Genomic DNA, 13,187 nt, shown 5'->3' on the forward strand with positions numbered 1-13,187 from the left:
GGCTGCGGAGCGTGGCGTTGCCGGGTGCGTCGAAACGCACCCCATGGGGCGCCTCGTCTCCGGTCCTCTCGTCTCCGGTCCCCTCGTCTGGCCCCTCGTGCCTTCCGGCCCCTTGTCCCTTCCGGCCGCGCTTCCTATAACCGGGCGAACCGGACCGGAGGCCCCATGACGTTCCGCGCGCGCCATCTTCTCGGCATCGAACATCTCGCGCCGGAGGAGATTCGCACCCTCCTCGACCTGGCCGAGACCTACGTCGACCTCAACCGCCGCACGATCAAGAAGACCGATGTGCTGGCGGGCATGACCCAGATCAACATGTTCTTCGAGAACTCGACCCGCACGCAGGCGAGTTTCGAGCTGGCGGGCAAGCGCCTTGGCGCCGACGTGATGAACATGGCGATGTCGCAGTCGAGCGTGAAGAAGGGCGAGACGCTGATCGACACGGCGCTGACGCTGAACGCGATGCATCCCGACCTGCTGGTGGTGCGGCACCAGAATTCGGGCGCGGTGGATCTGCTGGCGCAGAAGGTGAACTGCGCCGTCCTGAACGCCGGCGACGGCAGGCACGAACACCCGACGCAGGCGCTTCTCGATGCGCTGACCATCCGCCGGGCCAAGGGGCGGCTGCATCGCCTGACGGTCGCGATCTGCGGCGACATCGCCCACAGCCGGGTGGCGCGGTCGAACCTGATCCTGTTGGGCAAGATGGAGAACCGGGTGCGGCTGATCGGGCCGCCGACGCTGATGCCCCCGGGCGTGGCCGAGCTGGGCTGCGAAGTCTACGACGACATGAAGGCGGGGCTCGAGGGTGCCGACGTCGTGATGATGCTGCGCCTTCAGAAGGAGCGGATGGATGGCGGCTTCATCCCGTCCGAGCGCGAATATTTCTACCGCTTCGGGCTGGATGCCGAAAAGCTCGGCTATGCCAAGGATGATGCGATCGTCATGCACCCCGGCCCGATGAACCGCGGGGTCGAGATCGACGGCACGCTGGCCGACGACATCAACCGCTCGGTGATCCAGGACCAGGTCGAGATGGGGGTGGCCGTCAGGATGGCCGCGATGGACCTGCTCGCGCGCAATCTCAAGGCTGCGCGGGGGGCGGAAGCCGCGGGGGTGATGGTGTGAGCGACACGATGCAGATCCCGACCGGAGAGCGTGGCGTGGTGCGCCTCTTCGCGCTCGACCTGCCGCCCGACGCGGTCGCGAAGGCCGCGGCCGAGGAGGACGCCGCGACTGTGCGCGGCGCTCTCGGCGCCGAGACGCTGGACCCTGCTTATGTCGAGGTGTTCGACGCCCGCGACGTGGCCGAGATCGGCCTTGCCGCCTACCTTGTGCAGGGGGCGGGCATCCCCGAGGCGGCCCTCGCGGAGGACCGCGGCCGGCTCGACGCGCTGACCGGGCCGCTGGTCGTGGTCACCTCCGGCGCCTTCGGGGGCCATGCCCAGACCATCGCGCCGCGCGCGCCGCTGCGCTGGATCGGCACCTGGGCCGAGGATCTGCCCCCGGTCCATTTCGAGGCCCTGCCCGATGCCTCGGCACACGGGGCCGTCCATGGCGCCGCCCCCGGCGCCGTCCAGCCGGTGCAGCTGACCGATGCCGCCCCGCCGGAGGAGGAGGGCGCCGCCGGCCCGGCGACCACCCCCGCGCAGCGGCGCTTGGCCTTCGCCATCGTCGCCGCGATCGCCGTCGTCGGCATCGCCCTGGCCCTTCTTGTGATGAGCTTGCACGGATGACCCTGTATCTTTCTGACGCCCGCATCGTCGATCCGGCGGCTGGCACCGAAACCCACGGCAACATCGTGCTCGACGGCGGCGTGATCGCGGCGATCGGCGACATGGGCCCGCCGAAGGGTGCCGAGGTGATCGACTGCCGTGGCAAATGCGTGGCCCCCGGGATCGTCGATCTCGGCGCCAAGGTCTGCGAACCCGGCGAGCGGCACAAGGAAAGCTTCCGCTCCGCCGGTCTCGCGGCGGCGGCGGGCGGCGTGACCACGATCATCGCGCGCCCCGACACGCTGCCTGCGATCGACAATCCCGAGACGCTGGAATTCGTCACCCGCCGCGCGGCCGAGGCCAGCCCCGTGCGCATCCGCCACATGGCGGCCCTGACCAAGGGGCGCGAGGGGCGCGAGATGACCGAGATCGGGTTCCTGATGGATGCCGGCGCGGTGGCCTTCACCGATTGCGACCATGTCGTGACCGACAACAAGGTGCTGTCCCGGGCGCTTAGCTATGCGCGCAGCCTGGGCGCGCTGGTGATCGGCCACCCGCAGGATCCGGGCCTGTCGAAGGGTGCCGCGGTGACGAACGGAAAGTTCGCCTCGCTCCGCGGGCTGCCGGGCGTCTCGCCCATGGCCGAGCGGATGGCCTTCGACCGCGACATGGCGCTGGTCGAGATGACGGGCGCGCGCTACCACGCCGACCAGATCACGTGCGCCCGCACCCTGCCGGCGCTGGAGCGGGCCAAGGCGAACGGCCTCGACGTCACTGCCGGGGTTTCGGTCCATCACGTCACGCTGAACGAATTCGACGTGGGCGATTACCGCACCTTCTTCAAGCTGACCCCGCCGCTCCGCCCCGAGGACGACCGGATCGCGGTGGCGCAGGCGCTGGCCTCGGGGGTGATCGACATCCTGTGTTCGATGCACACGCCGCAGGACGAGGAATCGAAGCGCCTGCCCTACGAGGAGGCCGCCGCCGGCGCCGTCGCGCTGGAGACGTTCCTTCCCGCCGCGCTGCGCCTCGTTCATGACGGCACGCTGACGCTGCCGCAGCTGTTCCGGGCGATGGCGCTGAACCCGGCCAGGCGGCTGGGCCTGCCGCAGGGCCGGATGGAGCAGGGCGCGCCCGCCGACGTGATCCTGTTCGATCCGGACGCGCCCTTCGTCCTCGACCGTTTCACCATGCTCCGGTCGAAATCCAAGAACACGCCCTTTGACGGGGCCCGGATGCAGGGTAAGGTGCTGGCTACTTTCGTCGGCGGGCAAAGGGTTTATGCCGCCGACACGGTTGCGCAGGCGGGGGGCTGAAGTGCCGCATATCATCCATTCCTTTCCGCTGCTCGCCGTCGTGGCGGTGCTGGCCTACCTGTTGGGCGCCGTGCCCTTCGGCATCGTCATGGCGCGGATCTTCGGGCTGGGCGACCTGCGCGCCATCGGCTCGGGCAACATCGGGGCGACCAACGTCCTGCGCACCGGCAACAAGCTGGCCGCCTTCCTCACGCTGATCCTCGATGCCGGCAAGGGCGCCATCGCGGTGGGTCTGGCCTGGGCGCTGTTCCGGCAGCCGGGGCAGATGCCCTACATGGTGGATGCCGCGCAGGTGGCGGGGTTCTTCGCCTTTCTCGGCCACATCTACCCGGTCTACCTGCGGTTCCGCGGCGGCAAGGGGGTGGCGACCTTCCTCGGCACGCTGCTGGCGCTGTCCTTTCCGCTGGGGCTGGCCTGCTGTGCGACCTGGCTGGTCGTCGCGGTGATTACCCGCTACTCTTCGCTGGCCGCCCTGGCCGCGGCGGCGCTGTCGTCGCTGTGGATCCTGCTTCTCGGGCAGGGCGGGTTGCTCTTGCTGATGGTGCTGTTCACCATCCTGATCTACCTGCGCCACTGGCAGAACATCACCCGCCTGCGCGCCGGGACCGAGACGAAGATCGGCGCCAAGAAGGGTTAGGCGCGCCACACCCACGCACCACACCCGCGACCCGGGGCGGCGCCGGAAGGGGAGGATACGATCCATGGGACCGATCGCCGCCATTCGCCGGTGCTTCGCGGCCTACGTCACGTTCTCGGGGCGGGCGTCTCGGCCGGAATTCTGGTATTTCGCGCTTTTCGTCTGGTTGGGCCTGGCGGTGCTTGGCGCGATCGACATCGCGCTGACCGGGACGGTGGAAACCGGGCCCGGCGGCTTCGTCGCCGAGACCGACACGCCGATCCTGTCGGGGCTGTTCGGCCTGCTGACATGCCTGCCCGCGCTGTCGGTGCTGGTGCGGCGGCTGCACGATACCGACCGTAGCGGCTGGTGGTACTGGATCCTCCTGATCCCGCTGATCGGCCCGATCGTGCTGCTCGTCTTCCTTGCCAGCCGCGGCACGCCCGCGCCGAACCGCTTCGGCCCTGCACCGGGGACGGCGACGGAGGTGGGCTGAAGCCCCCTCCGGTCAGGTCACGTCAGTAGCTGTAGGCGTCGTAGATCCGGCTCAGGTCGCCGTTCCAGTCGCCATGGTAATGGGCCAGAAGCTCGTCCGCCGGGGTCTGACCGCTTTCCACGCTTTCCTTCAGCGCGTCGAGGAAATGTGTCTCGTCCGGGATCAGCCCGTTCGCGCCGGGCATGGCGCGGGCCTTCAGCCCGCCCTCCGAGATCGCCACCGCCTCGCGCGCGAGGTCGAGCATCTCGATCCCTTCGACCTTGGCCTGCAACCCGTCCTTGGAGGCGGCGATCCGCAGTGCCTCGCGCTGTTCGGCGCTCCAGCCCTTCACGAGGTCCCAGGCGGCGTCGAGTGCGCCCTGATCGTACATCAGCCCCACCCAGAAGGCGGGTAGCGCGCAGAGGCGGCGCCACGGGCCGCCGTCGGCGCCGCGCATCTCGATGAACTTCTTCGCGCGCGCCTCGGGGAAGGCGGTGGTCATGTGGTCGGCCCAGTCGGACAGCGTGGGTTTCTCGCCCGGCAGCGCCGGCAGCTCGCCCTTCAGGAAGTCGCGGAACGACTGGCCGAGCGCGTCGATGTACTTGCCATCGCGGTAGACGAAATACATCGGCACATCGAGGATGTAGTCGACGTACCGCTGGAACCCCATGCCCTCCTCGAACACGAAGGGCAGCATGCCGGTGCGGGCCGCATCGAGGTGGCGCCAGACGTAGGAGCGGTAGCTCTTCATCCCGTTCGGCTTGCCCTCGAAGAAGGGCGAGTTGGCGAACAGCGCGGTGGCGACCGGCTGCAACGCCAGCGCCACGCGCAGCTTCTGGACAAAATCGGTCTCGGACCCGAAGTCGAGGTTTACCTGCACCGTGCAGGTGCGCCGCATCATCGTGGTGCCGGTGGTGCCGACCTCCTGCATGTAGCGATCCATCAGGCGGTAGCGGCCCTTGGGCATCAGCGGCATCTGGTCGTGCATCCACTCGGGCGCGGCGCCAAGGCCGATGAAGCCCGCGCCGATCCGGTCGGAAACGGCCTTCACCTCGCGCAGATGCTCGTTCACCTCGTCGCAGGTCTGGTGAATGGTCTCGAGCGGCGCCCCCGACAGCTCCAGCGCGCCGCCGGGTTCGAGGCTGACATTGGCGCCATCCTTGGTCAGGCCGATCAGGTGACCGCCTTCCTCGACCGGATCCCAGCCATAGCCGTCGCGCAGCCCTTCCAGCATGGCGCGGATCGAGGCGGGGCCGTCATAGGGCAGCGGCAGGTGGCTGCCCTCGATATAGCCGAACTTCTCGTGCTCGGTGCCGATCCGCCAGTCGGCCTTGGGCTTGCAGCCGGCCTCCATGTATTCGGCCAGTTGCTCGAACCGTTCGATCGGCCCGCCGCCGGATTGAGGAATGGACATGCAAGGCTCCGATCGTTGGCGTGTCCGTGCAGGACTTGAAGCGACCATGTGGTCAAGTCAAGGGCGCTCGGGAAATGACCGCGCAAGGTGAGGAGACCGCCCCCGCCGCCCCCCGGCCGCACCCAGACCTGCCGGATATTCGTGCGGCAAAGAAAAGGGAGCCTCCCGTCCCTTCATCTTGGTGCAAATACTCCACGGGGGTGCGGGGGGTATGCCCCCCAGCGGATGCGGCGGGTGCGGGGGTGTGAAACCCCACGGACGAGGGGCCTCTGGGATCAGTGCAGCATCCGCCGCGCCAGCCTGCGGCGCCAGACGATGCGTGCGGCAAGCTCGGGTCCGTCGAGGGCGGCGATCAGCGCCGGGGTCTCCAGGCCGGGCAGCCCGGCGAAGGCGTCGAACAGCGCCTCGGCACCGGCGGCGTCCACCGGGATGGCAAGGAGGGTGCCGTCGCCCTGCGCCAGGCGCCAGGCGCGCCCGCTGCCGCGGCTGACGAGGGCAAGCTCGTCAAGGTCGGCCAGCGCGACGTAGCCGCCGCCGTGGGGGCCGAAATAGCCGATCTGGCCCTCCACGACCTCGACCAGCCCCGGCGCGCCCGTGCCCCGGGCGAACCGCATCCGGCGTCGGGCGATCAGGCCGAGCCCCGCACCCGTCAGCGCGATCGCCGCGCCGAGGGCGGCAAAGAAATAGCCGCCCCAGAAGACGATCCAGACGCCACCCGCGGCGATTGCTGCGGCGGCGATGGCTTCGCGCCAGCGATGCAGGAGGGCGGTGGCCTCGGGGCGGAGAAATGCCATCTCAGCTCCCCAGAAGAACCGGGTCGGCATGGAACACCAGCCGGTAGTCGCCCGCGGGCCGAAAGCCGATCGCGCCATAGGCATGGGCCGCGCGGGCGGAGGCCGCGAAGAGCACGGCGGAGGTGGTGCCGCGGTCGCGGGCCTCGGCAAGGTGCAGCGCGACGGCGCGGCGGGCATGGCCGCGGCCACGCAGCGCGGGCGGTGTGTAGACGCCGCCGACCTGCACCCGGTCGGGCAGCACCGCGTTGAAGGCGCAGATCGCGACCGGGACGCCGTCCTCCTCGAGCACGCGGGCATTGTCCTCGGCGATCAGGCGGCGCAGCTGACCCTCGGCCGCGCGCGCCGCGCGATCGCCCAGGATGTCGGCCATGGTCTCGTTCAGATAGGCCGCACGCCAGGGCACGAGGGCGGGCAGGTCGTCGCCGGTGAGCGGCCGCAGCGTGCTCGTCCCCTCGGGCAGCACCAGGGTCGAGAGGTCGAGGGTGAAGAGCGGCTCGACCCGGTCCAGCGTGGCGGGATGGCGGTCGATCCCGAGCCCCGCGAGGGCGGGCGCGACGCAGTCGGGCCGGCCGTTCACGCCATGGCAGGGCCGGCCGCGGAGGCGGTGGCGCAGGGTGGCCCAGTCGTCGTCGCTCAGCCCGGGGGCGAGGGTGAGGAAGAAATCCTGCGAGGACAGCTGCACGACCCCGGAGGGCGGGTCGCCGCTGAGCCAGAAACCGCCCCGGCCGCGCGCATGTTCCACGGCCATGAACATCGCGTGCTGCGGCGCGCGCGCGATCAGCGCGGCGATCGTCGGGCGGTCCTCGGGCGTTGCCGGGCGGATCATCCCCGATCTCGATCCTGGTCCTGGCCCTGGTTCCAGTCGCCGTGGCGGAGCTGCCAGAGGGTGAGAGCGGCGACGGCGGCGGTGTCGGCCCGCAGGATGCGCGGCCCGAGCGCGGTGGCCACCGCCTGCGGCAGCGCGGCGAGGCGTCGGCGCTCGGCCTCTGAAAAGCCGCCCTCGGGGCCGATCAGGATGGCCCAGGGCGCGCGGCCCGGGGTGCCTCGTCGCGCGCCTTCCGGCGTCTCCTCGTCTGTCCGGGCCTCGTTCTGTCCTTCCCGGTCCGCCCGCTCGGGATCGGCGAGGAGATGCCGGGAGGCATCCGACGAGAGCGCCTCGTCGCAGAACATCAGCTGCCGTTCTGCTGGCCAGTCGTCCAGCAGCCGCGTCAGCGGCACGAGGTCGGTCACCTCGGCCACGGTCGTGGCGCCGCATTGCTCGGCCGCCTCGATGGCGTGGGCTTGCAGGCGGTCCTGCCGGATCCGCTCGGAATTGGTGAACTCGGTCTGCACCGGCACGATCCGGGCCGCGCCCATCTCGGCCGCCTTCTCGACGATGAAATCGGTGCGCGCCTTCTTGATCGGGGCGAACAGCAGCCACAGGTCGGGCGGCGGTTGCAGCGGCCGGGTGCGCTCGGCACAGACCAGCGTCCCGCCCTTCTTGCCTGCTTCCGCCACCTCGGCGCGCCATTCGCCATCCTGCCCGTTGAACAGGAGGACCTGGCCGCCCGCCGACAGCCGCATCACCCCGAAGAGGTAATGCGCCTGCTCCCGCGACAGGGCGACGGATTGCCCCGCCCCCAGCGGGTGATCTACATAGAGCCTGATCTTTGCCACCGACATGAGGCGGAACTTATGCCCGACCCCACCGGAACGCCAGCGGGAACACCGCCCAGCCAGGGCGAGGTCTACGATGCCTACAAGGGCAACTGGGTCGACCGGTACGCGCCGGCCTGGTCCCGGCCCTACCTGAGGTTGTCGCGCGCCGACCGGCCGATCGGGACGTGGCTTCTGCTGCTGCCCTGCTGGTGGGGCGTGGCGCTTGCCGCCGCGGGGGATCCGGCGGGGGCGGGCTGGCGCGATCTTTGGATCGCGGTGGCCTGCGCCGCGGGGGCGTTCCTGATGCGCGGCGCGGGCTGCACCTGGAACGACATCACCGACCGAGAGTTCGACGCCGCCGTCGCCCGCACGCGCTCCCGCCCGATCCCCTCGGGGCAGGTGAGCGCGAAGCAGGCCGCGGTCTGGATGGCCCTCCAGGCGCTGATCGCCTTCTGCCTTCTGCTCACCTTCAACGGTGCCGCGATCGCGCTCGGGGTGCTGTCGCTCCTGCCGGTCGCGGTCTATCCCTTCGCAAAGCGCTTCACCTGGTGGCCGCAGGTGTTCCTGGGGCTCGCCTTCAACTGGGGCGCGCTGCTGGCCTGGACGGCGCATGGCGGAAGCCTGGGCTGGCCGGCGGTGATCCTTTACCTCGCGGGGATCGCGTGGACACTGTTCTACGACACGATCTATGCCCACCAGGACAAGGAGGACGATGCGCTGATCGGGGTGAAGTCGACTGCGCGGCTGTTTGCGCAGAACACAAAGCCGTGGCTGCGAGCCTTCCTGATGATCTCGGTCGCGCTGATGGCCATCGCGGTGATCGTGGCGCTGGTCGATACCGCGAACGTCCTGGCCATGGTGCTGGCGCTGGCGGGTGTCTGGGGGTTCGGATGGCACATGGCGTGGCAGTTGCGCCGGCTCGACATCGACGCGCCGGACCTGTGCCTGACGCTTTTCCGAAGCAACCGCGACACCGGGCTGATCCCTGCGCTGTTTCTTGCCATCGCCGCCCTGGTCTGATTGAAGCGGAGCCTGTGCCCGGGTAACCATCGCGGACCCCGCCGCGACCGGGCCCCGATCCCCCGGTCTCCGATCCCCGGCAACGACCCATGTCGACCGTGGAATGCCGGAGCGGAGGGTGACGCAAGACGGCCATCGAGGATGGCCCCGAGAACATTCCGGGCGTGGCCGCTGGGTAACCACCCGAGCCGGCCACCACGGACACCAGAAGGACCCAGATGCGCGTCTCCCAGAACCTGCTCGCCCTCGCCGCCTTCGCGATCGCCGCGGTGCTCTGTTATGCTGGCGCGGTCTGGGGGGTCGGCGTGGTCGAGACCCGCTCGACCGAGATGGTGCACCAGCGGCTAAGCCAGGCCGGTCTCGACTGGGTCACGGTCACGCCGGACGGGTTGCAACTGCATCTCGGCGGCAAGGCCCCGGACGAAGCGGCGCGGTTCCGGGCGATCTCGGTCGCCAGTTCGCAGGTCGATCCCAACCGGATCCAGGACGACATGAGCGTGACGCCGCCCAAGGCGATCCAGGCGCCGCGCTTCTCGGTGGAGCTGTTGCGCAACGAGAACGGGATCTCGCTGATCGGGCTGGTGCCAGCGTCGACCGGTCACGACCCGATCCTCGACAAGGTCGACCCGGTGATGGGCAAGGACCGCGTCACCGACATGCTCGAGACCGCGGATTATCCCGCGCCCGACGAGTGGTCGGACGCGCTGAGCTTCGGCCTTGAGGCGCTGGCGAAGCTGCCGCGCTCGAAGATCTCGATTTCCTCGGACCGGGTCTCCGTCACCGCGATCTCCGAGTCGCTGGCGGCCAAGCGCCGGATGGAGGCGGAGCTTGCGCAGATGGCGCCGAAGGGGCTGAAGCTGTCACTCGACATCTCGGCGCCGCGGCCGGTGATCACGCCGTTCACCCTGCGCTTCGTGATCGACGATTCGGGGCCGCGCTTCGATGCCTGCTCGGCCGATACCGACGACGCGCGGGCGCGCATCGTGGCGGCGGGCCGCAAGGCCGGGGTCGAGGGCAAGATCAGCTGCACCGTCGGCCTTGGCGTGCCGTCGCCGCAATGGGCCGAGGCAGCGGTCGAAGGGATCGACGCGGTGAAGACGCTGGGTCATGCCTCGGTCACCTTCTCGGATGCCGACGTGACGCTGCTGGCCGAGGCCTCGGTCGGGCAGGCGAATTTCGACCGGGTGGTGGGCGACCTTCAGGCGCGGCTGCCCGATGTCTTTTCGCTCAAGGCGACGCTGGCCGAGAAGAAGGCGCAGAAGAAGGGCCCGGCCGAGTTCACTGCGACGCTGAGCGCGTCGGGGCAGGTGCAGATGCGTGGCCGGATCGGCAGCGCGCTGACCCGCGACGCGATCACCAGCTATGCCAGGGCGGCGTTCCCCGATGCCGGCGTCTACAACGCCACCCGCATCGACAAGGAATTGCCCGACGGGTGGCCGGTGCGGGTGCTGGCGGGGCTGCGGGCGCTGTCCTTCCTCGACCACGGCGCGCTTCTGGTGCGCAACGACACGGTGAACGTGAGCGGGGTCTCAGGGCACAAGGATGCCAGCGATCAGATCTCGCGCGTGCTGTCGGACAAGCTGGGGCAGGGCAAGGCATTCAAGATCTCGGTCCAGTACGACAAGAAGCTCGACCCGCTGGCGGGTCTGCCCAGCCCGCAGGAATGCGTCGACGGGGCCAACGCGATCCTCAAGAAGCACCAGATCACCTTCGATCCGGGCTCCGACCGGTTGGACGCGGCGGCGGCGAAGGTGATGGACGACCTCGCCGACGAGCTCAAGCAATGCACGCGGGTGCCGATGGAGATCGGCGGTTATACCGACAACCAGGGCCGGGCCGAGATGAACCTTGCCCTCAGCCAGAAGCGGGCGCAGGCGGTGGTGAACGGCCTGCTGTCGCGGCGCGTGCCGGTCGCGAATTTCCACGCCAAGGGCTATGGCGAGGCCGACCCGATCGCCGACAACTCGACCGAGGCGGGGCGCGAGGCGAACCGGCGGATCGAGTTCTCGCTGATCGACGCCGGAGGCGCCAAGAAGAGCGGCCAGACGGGTGATACATCCGGAGATGCCGCGGCCGCGAATGCTGAAGGCGGGAATGCTGCGGCCGGGGATGCCGGGGGCGGCGATACCGCAGGACCGGACGCCCAGGGGGGCGATCAGGGGGCGGATCAGGCGACCGGCGACACGGACGGACAGGGCGCGGATCAGGTGGCGCCGGACAATCTGCCCGACGGGTCGGGAGACGACGGCGCGGATGTGGCCGGCCCCGCGCAGGCCGGTGATAAGGGGTCGGCCGATCAGGGCGCAGCCGACCAGGGGTCCGGCGATCAGACGTCCGGCGATCAGGCCGGGGCCCAAGTTGGGGCACAGGACGGCGGGTCGGTTCCATCGGCGGAGCCGGGCACGACGGATCAGGCGCCGAAGAAACCGACGGTGCGGCCGAAGCTCAGGCCAGCGAAATAACGGTGAAGTGACGCCCGCGCCGAGACGGGCGCGGTACGAGACGGGGAAGGAACGCACAGAATGAACCGCACGGAATTCATCTTCGCCACGGCGATCATCCTTTTCGTGGCCTTCGCGCTTGGCTGGTTCGCGCATTGGCTGATCCACCGCTTCACCCGCGTGAGCCAGGCCGACGTGTCAGAGCTCGACAAGATGGCGCAGGACCTGCACGAGGCCGAGGAGACGCGCGACCAGGCGCTGACCTACATCCACGCCCGCGAGGCGGAGCTGACCAACCAGCTGTCGCAGACCGAGGCCGAACTGCGCGCGGCGATGGACGGCCTGCGCGAAGCCCGCGCCGAGGCCGAGCACATGCGGGCCCATATCGACCGGTCGCTGAAGAGCTAGGGCCCCGTTATTGGCATTACTGGCGCTACCAGCGCTTCAGCGCGTCCTCGTCACTGTCCTTGGCGGCGACCCATTCGGCACCCTCCGCGGTGATCTCCTTCTTCCAGAACGGAGCGCGGGATTTCAGGTAATCCATCAGGAATTCCGCCGCGGCGAAGGCTTCGGCCCGGTGGCCGGCGGCGGTGGCGACCATCATGATCGGCTGCCCCGGGGCCAGCGCCCCGTAGCGGTGGATCACCAGGCAGTCGGTCAGATCCCAGCGGGTGCAGGCTTCGGCCGCGATCCCGGCGATCGCGCGTTCGGTCATGCCGGGGTAATGCTCGATCTCCATCGCGGTCAGGTCGCCGCCCGCAAGGTCGCGCACCACGCCCGAGAAGGTGACGATGCCGCCGGTTCGGGGCTGCGCGCCGAAGGCGGCAAGCTCTGCCCCTGTGTCGAAGGTCTCCGTCTGCACCCGGATGCGCGGTGTGCAGGCCATGGCTCAGCCCCCCGTCATCGGCGGGAAGAAGGCCACCTCGCGCACGCCCATCAGCGGCGCGTCCATGTCGGTCAGCTCCTGGTCCAGGGCCACCCGGATCGCCGAGAGGTTCTCGAACGCGACGGCATAGCGCTCTTCGCGCGCGACGAGTTCGGAGACCAGCTCGCGCACCGTGGCGGCCCCGGTCTCGACCGTCTCGCGCGGGGTGCCGATCCGTTCGCGCAGCCAGGCGAAATACAGGATCTCAGTCATTCTTCGACCCCTTCAGGAAGGGCAGCGCCTTGAGGAAATAGTCGAGCCCGGTGACGAAGGTCAGCGCGGCGGCAACCCAGATCAGGACGAGGCCCGCGACCGTCGCCTCGGACGAGGTCCAGCGCATGACGCGTTCCTGCGTGTTCTCGACATAGCCGAGGCCGGTGCCGAGGAACAGCACGGCGATCGCCAGCATCTGGAAGGTGGTCTTCCACTTGGCAAGCTTCGTGACCTTGAGAAGCCCCGCCTTGTCGCCCAGGTATTCGCGCAGCCCCGAGACGAAGACCTCGCGGAAGAGGATCACCGTGGCGGGCAGGATGAGCCAGGGGTTCATGCCGGAGTAGCCGGTGATCACGACGAGGGCGATCACCACCATCGCCTTGTCGGCGATCGGATCCAGCATGGCGCCGAATTTCGATTCCTGCTGCCAGCGGCGCGCGAGGTAGCCGTCGATCCAGTCGGTGACCGAGGCGATGACGAAGAGTGCCAGCGCGAACCAGTCTGCCGCCGGGCGGGCAAAGTACAGGAACATCACCGGTACGCCGGGGGCCGCGAACAGCCGCAGCACGGTCAGGGCATTGGGAATCCACCATCTCATGGCATCTACCTAGTGCGAAGCC

15 protein-coding genes are annotated in these 13,187 nt (G+C 69.5%); 8 read left to right on the forward strand and 7 right to left on the reverse strand.

From position 1 onward, the window contains the following. The first annotated feature begins 165 nt into the window (after positions 1-165). The 5 genes from CVV76_RS17885 to CVV76_RS17905 all read left to right on the forward strand — a co-directional run bounded on the left by CVV76_RS17885 (position 166) and on the right by CVV76_RS17905 (position 4,143). Positions 166-1,128 carry an aspartate carbamoyltransferase catalytic subunit gene (locus CVV76_RS17885; RefSeq protein WP_102226048.1) on the forward strand — a complete coding sequence of 321 codons (963 nt, stop codon included), beginning with the start codon at positions 166-168 and terminating at the stop codon, positions 1,126-1,128. Continuing rightward, on the forward strand, positions 1,125-1,736 hold the full coding sequence (locus CVV76_RS17890) for a hypothetical protein (RefSeq protein WP_102226049.1): 612 nt from the start codon (positions 1,125-1,127) through the stop codon (positions 1,734-1,736). The genes CVV76_RS17885 and CVV76_RS17890 overlap by 4 nt, the downstream gene beginning before the upstream one ends. Beyond that, entirely contained in the window at positions 1,733-3,031 is a 1,299-nt protein-coding gene (pyrC, locus tag CVV76_RS17895) for a dihydroorotase (protein ID WP_102226050.1), read from the forward strand. Before CVV76_RS17890 ends, pyrC begins: the two co-directional genes overlap by 4 nt. 1 nt (position 3,032) lies before the next feature. Then, complete coding sequence (gene plsY, locus CVV76_RS17900) at positions 3,033-3,668, forward strand: glycerol-3-phosphate 1-O-acyltransferase PlsY (RefSeq protein ID WP_233193009.1); 636 nt, start codon at positions 3,033-3,035, stop codon at positions 3,666-3,668. 64 nt (positions 3,669-3,732) lie between these two features. Next, the gene (locus CVV76_RS17905) at positions 3,733-4,143 is read left to right on the forward strand and encodes a DUF805 domain-containing protein (protein WP_102226052.1); all 411 of its coding nucleotides are present in this window, start codon (positions 3,733-3,735) and stop codon (positions 4,141-4,143) included. A 22-nt stretch (positions 4,144-4,165) separates the two neighbouring features. On the opposite strand, the gene CVV76_RS17910 is transcribed toward CVV76_RS17905, so the two are convergent. The 4 genes from CVV76_RS17910 to CVV76_RS17925 form a co-directional block, all read right to left on the reverse strand. Continuing rightward, positions 4,166-5,536 (reverse strand): glutamate--cysteine ligase, encoded by a 1,371-nt coding sequence (locus tag CVV76_RS17910; protein ID WP_102226053.1) that lies wholly within the window; start codon positions 5,534-5,536, stop codon positions 4,166-4,168. 275 nt (positions 5,537-5,811) lie between these two features. Next, entirely contained in the window at positions 5,812-6,330 is a 519-nt protein-coding gene (locus CVV76_RS17915; RefSeq protein ID WP_102226054.1) for a hypothetical protein, read from the reverse strand. Position 6,331: 1 nt separating this feature from the next. Then, entirely contained in the window at positions 6,332-7,156 is an 825-nt protein-coding gene (locus CVV76_RS17920) for a GNAT family N-acetyltransferase (protein WP_102226055.1), read from the reverse strand. After that, a complete protein-coding gene (locus CVV76_RS17925; RefSeq protein ID WP_102226056.1) occupies positions 7,153-7,992 on the reverse strand; it encodes a 16S rRNA (uracil(1498)-N(3))-methyltransferase in 840 nt (279 codons plus the stop codon). The genes CVV76_RS17920 and CVV76_RS17925 overlap by 4 nt, the downstream gene beginning before the upstream one ends. Before the next feature lie 12 nt (positions 7,993-8,004). Between CVV76_RS17925 and ubiA the strand changes: the two genes are divergently transcribed. The 3 genes from ubiA (at position 8,005) to CVV76_RS17940 (ending at position 11,837) form a co-directional block, all read left to right on the forward strand. Continuing rightward, positions 8,005-8,988 (forward strand): 4-hydroxybenzoate octaprenyltransferase, encoded by a 984-nt coding sequence (gene ubiA, locus CVV76_RS17930; RefSeq protein WP_233193010.1) that lies wholly within the window; start codon positions 8,005-8,007, stop codon positions 8,986-8,988. 218 nt (positions 8,989-9,206) lie between these two features. Further along, positions 9,207-11,450, forward strand: coding sequence for an OmpA family protein (locus CVV76_RS17935; RefSeq protein WP_102226058.1), 2,244 nt, complete (start codon positions 9,207-9,209; stop codon positions 11,448-11,450). Positions 11,451-11,510: 60 nt separating this feature from the next. Then, positions 11,511-11,837 carry a hypothetical protein gene (locus tag CVV76_RS17940; RefSeq protein ID WP_102226059.1) on the forward strand — a complete coding sequence of 109 codons (327 nt, stop codon included), beginning with the start codon at positions 11,511-11,513 and terminating at the stop codon, positions 11,835-11,837. Between the two features lie 25 nt (positions 11,838-11,862). Here CVV76_RS17940 and CVV76_RS17945 read toward each other — a convergent pair whose 3' ends face one another. From CVV76_RS17945 to pgsA, 3 genes are read right to left on the reverse strand one after another with little or no spacing between them, the layout of a single operon-like run. After that, positions 11,863-12,315: a molybdenum cofactor biosynthesis protein MoaE gene (locus tag CVV76_RS17945; protein WP_102226060.1), complete on the reverse strand. Its 453-nt coding sequence runs from the start codon at positions 12,313-12,315 to the stop codon at positions 11,863-11,865. Between the two features lie 3 nt (positions 12,316-12,318). Beyond that, complete coding sequence (moaD, locus tag CVV76_RS17950; RefSeq protein WP_102226061.1) at positions 12,319-12,567, reverse strand: molybdopterin converting factor subunit 1; 249 nt, start codon at positions 12,565-12,567, stop codon at positions 12,319-12,321. Further along, entirely contained in the window at positions 12,560-13,165 is a 606-nt protein-coding gene (gene pgsA, locus CVV76_RS17955; RefSeq protein WP_102226062.1) for a CDP-diacylglycerol--glycerol-3-phosphate 3-phosphatidyltransferase, read from the reverse strand. Before pgsA ends, moaD begins: the two co-directional genes overlap by 8 nt. Positions 13,166-13,187: the final 22 nt, after the last annotated feature.

The organism is Acidimangrovimonas sediminis, assembly GCF_002871005.1.
In the GTDB taxonomy this organism is placed as follows: Bacteria; Pseudomonadota; Alphaproteobacteria; order Rhodobacterales; family Rhodobacteraceae; genus Acidimangrovimonas; species Acidimangrovimonas sediminis.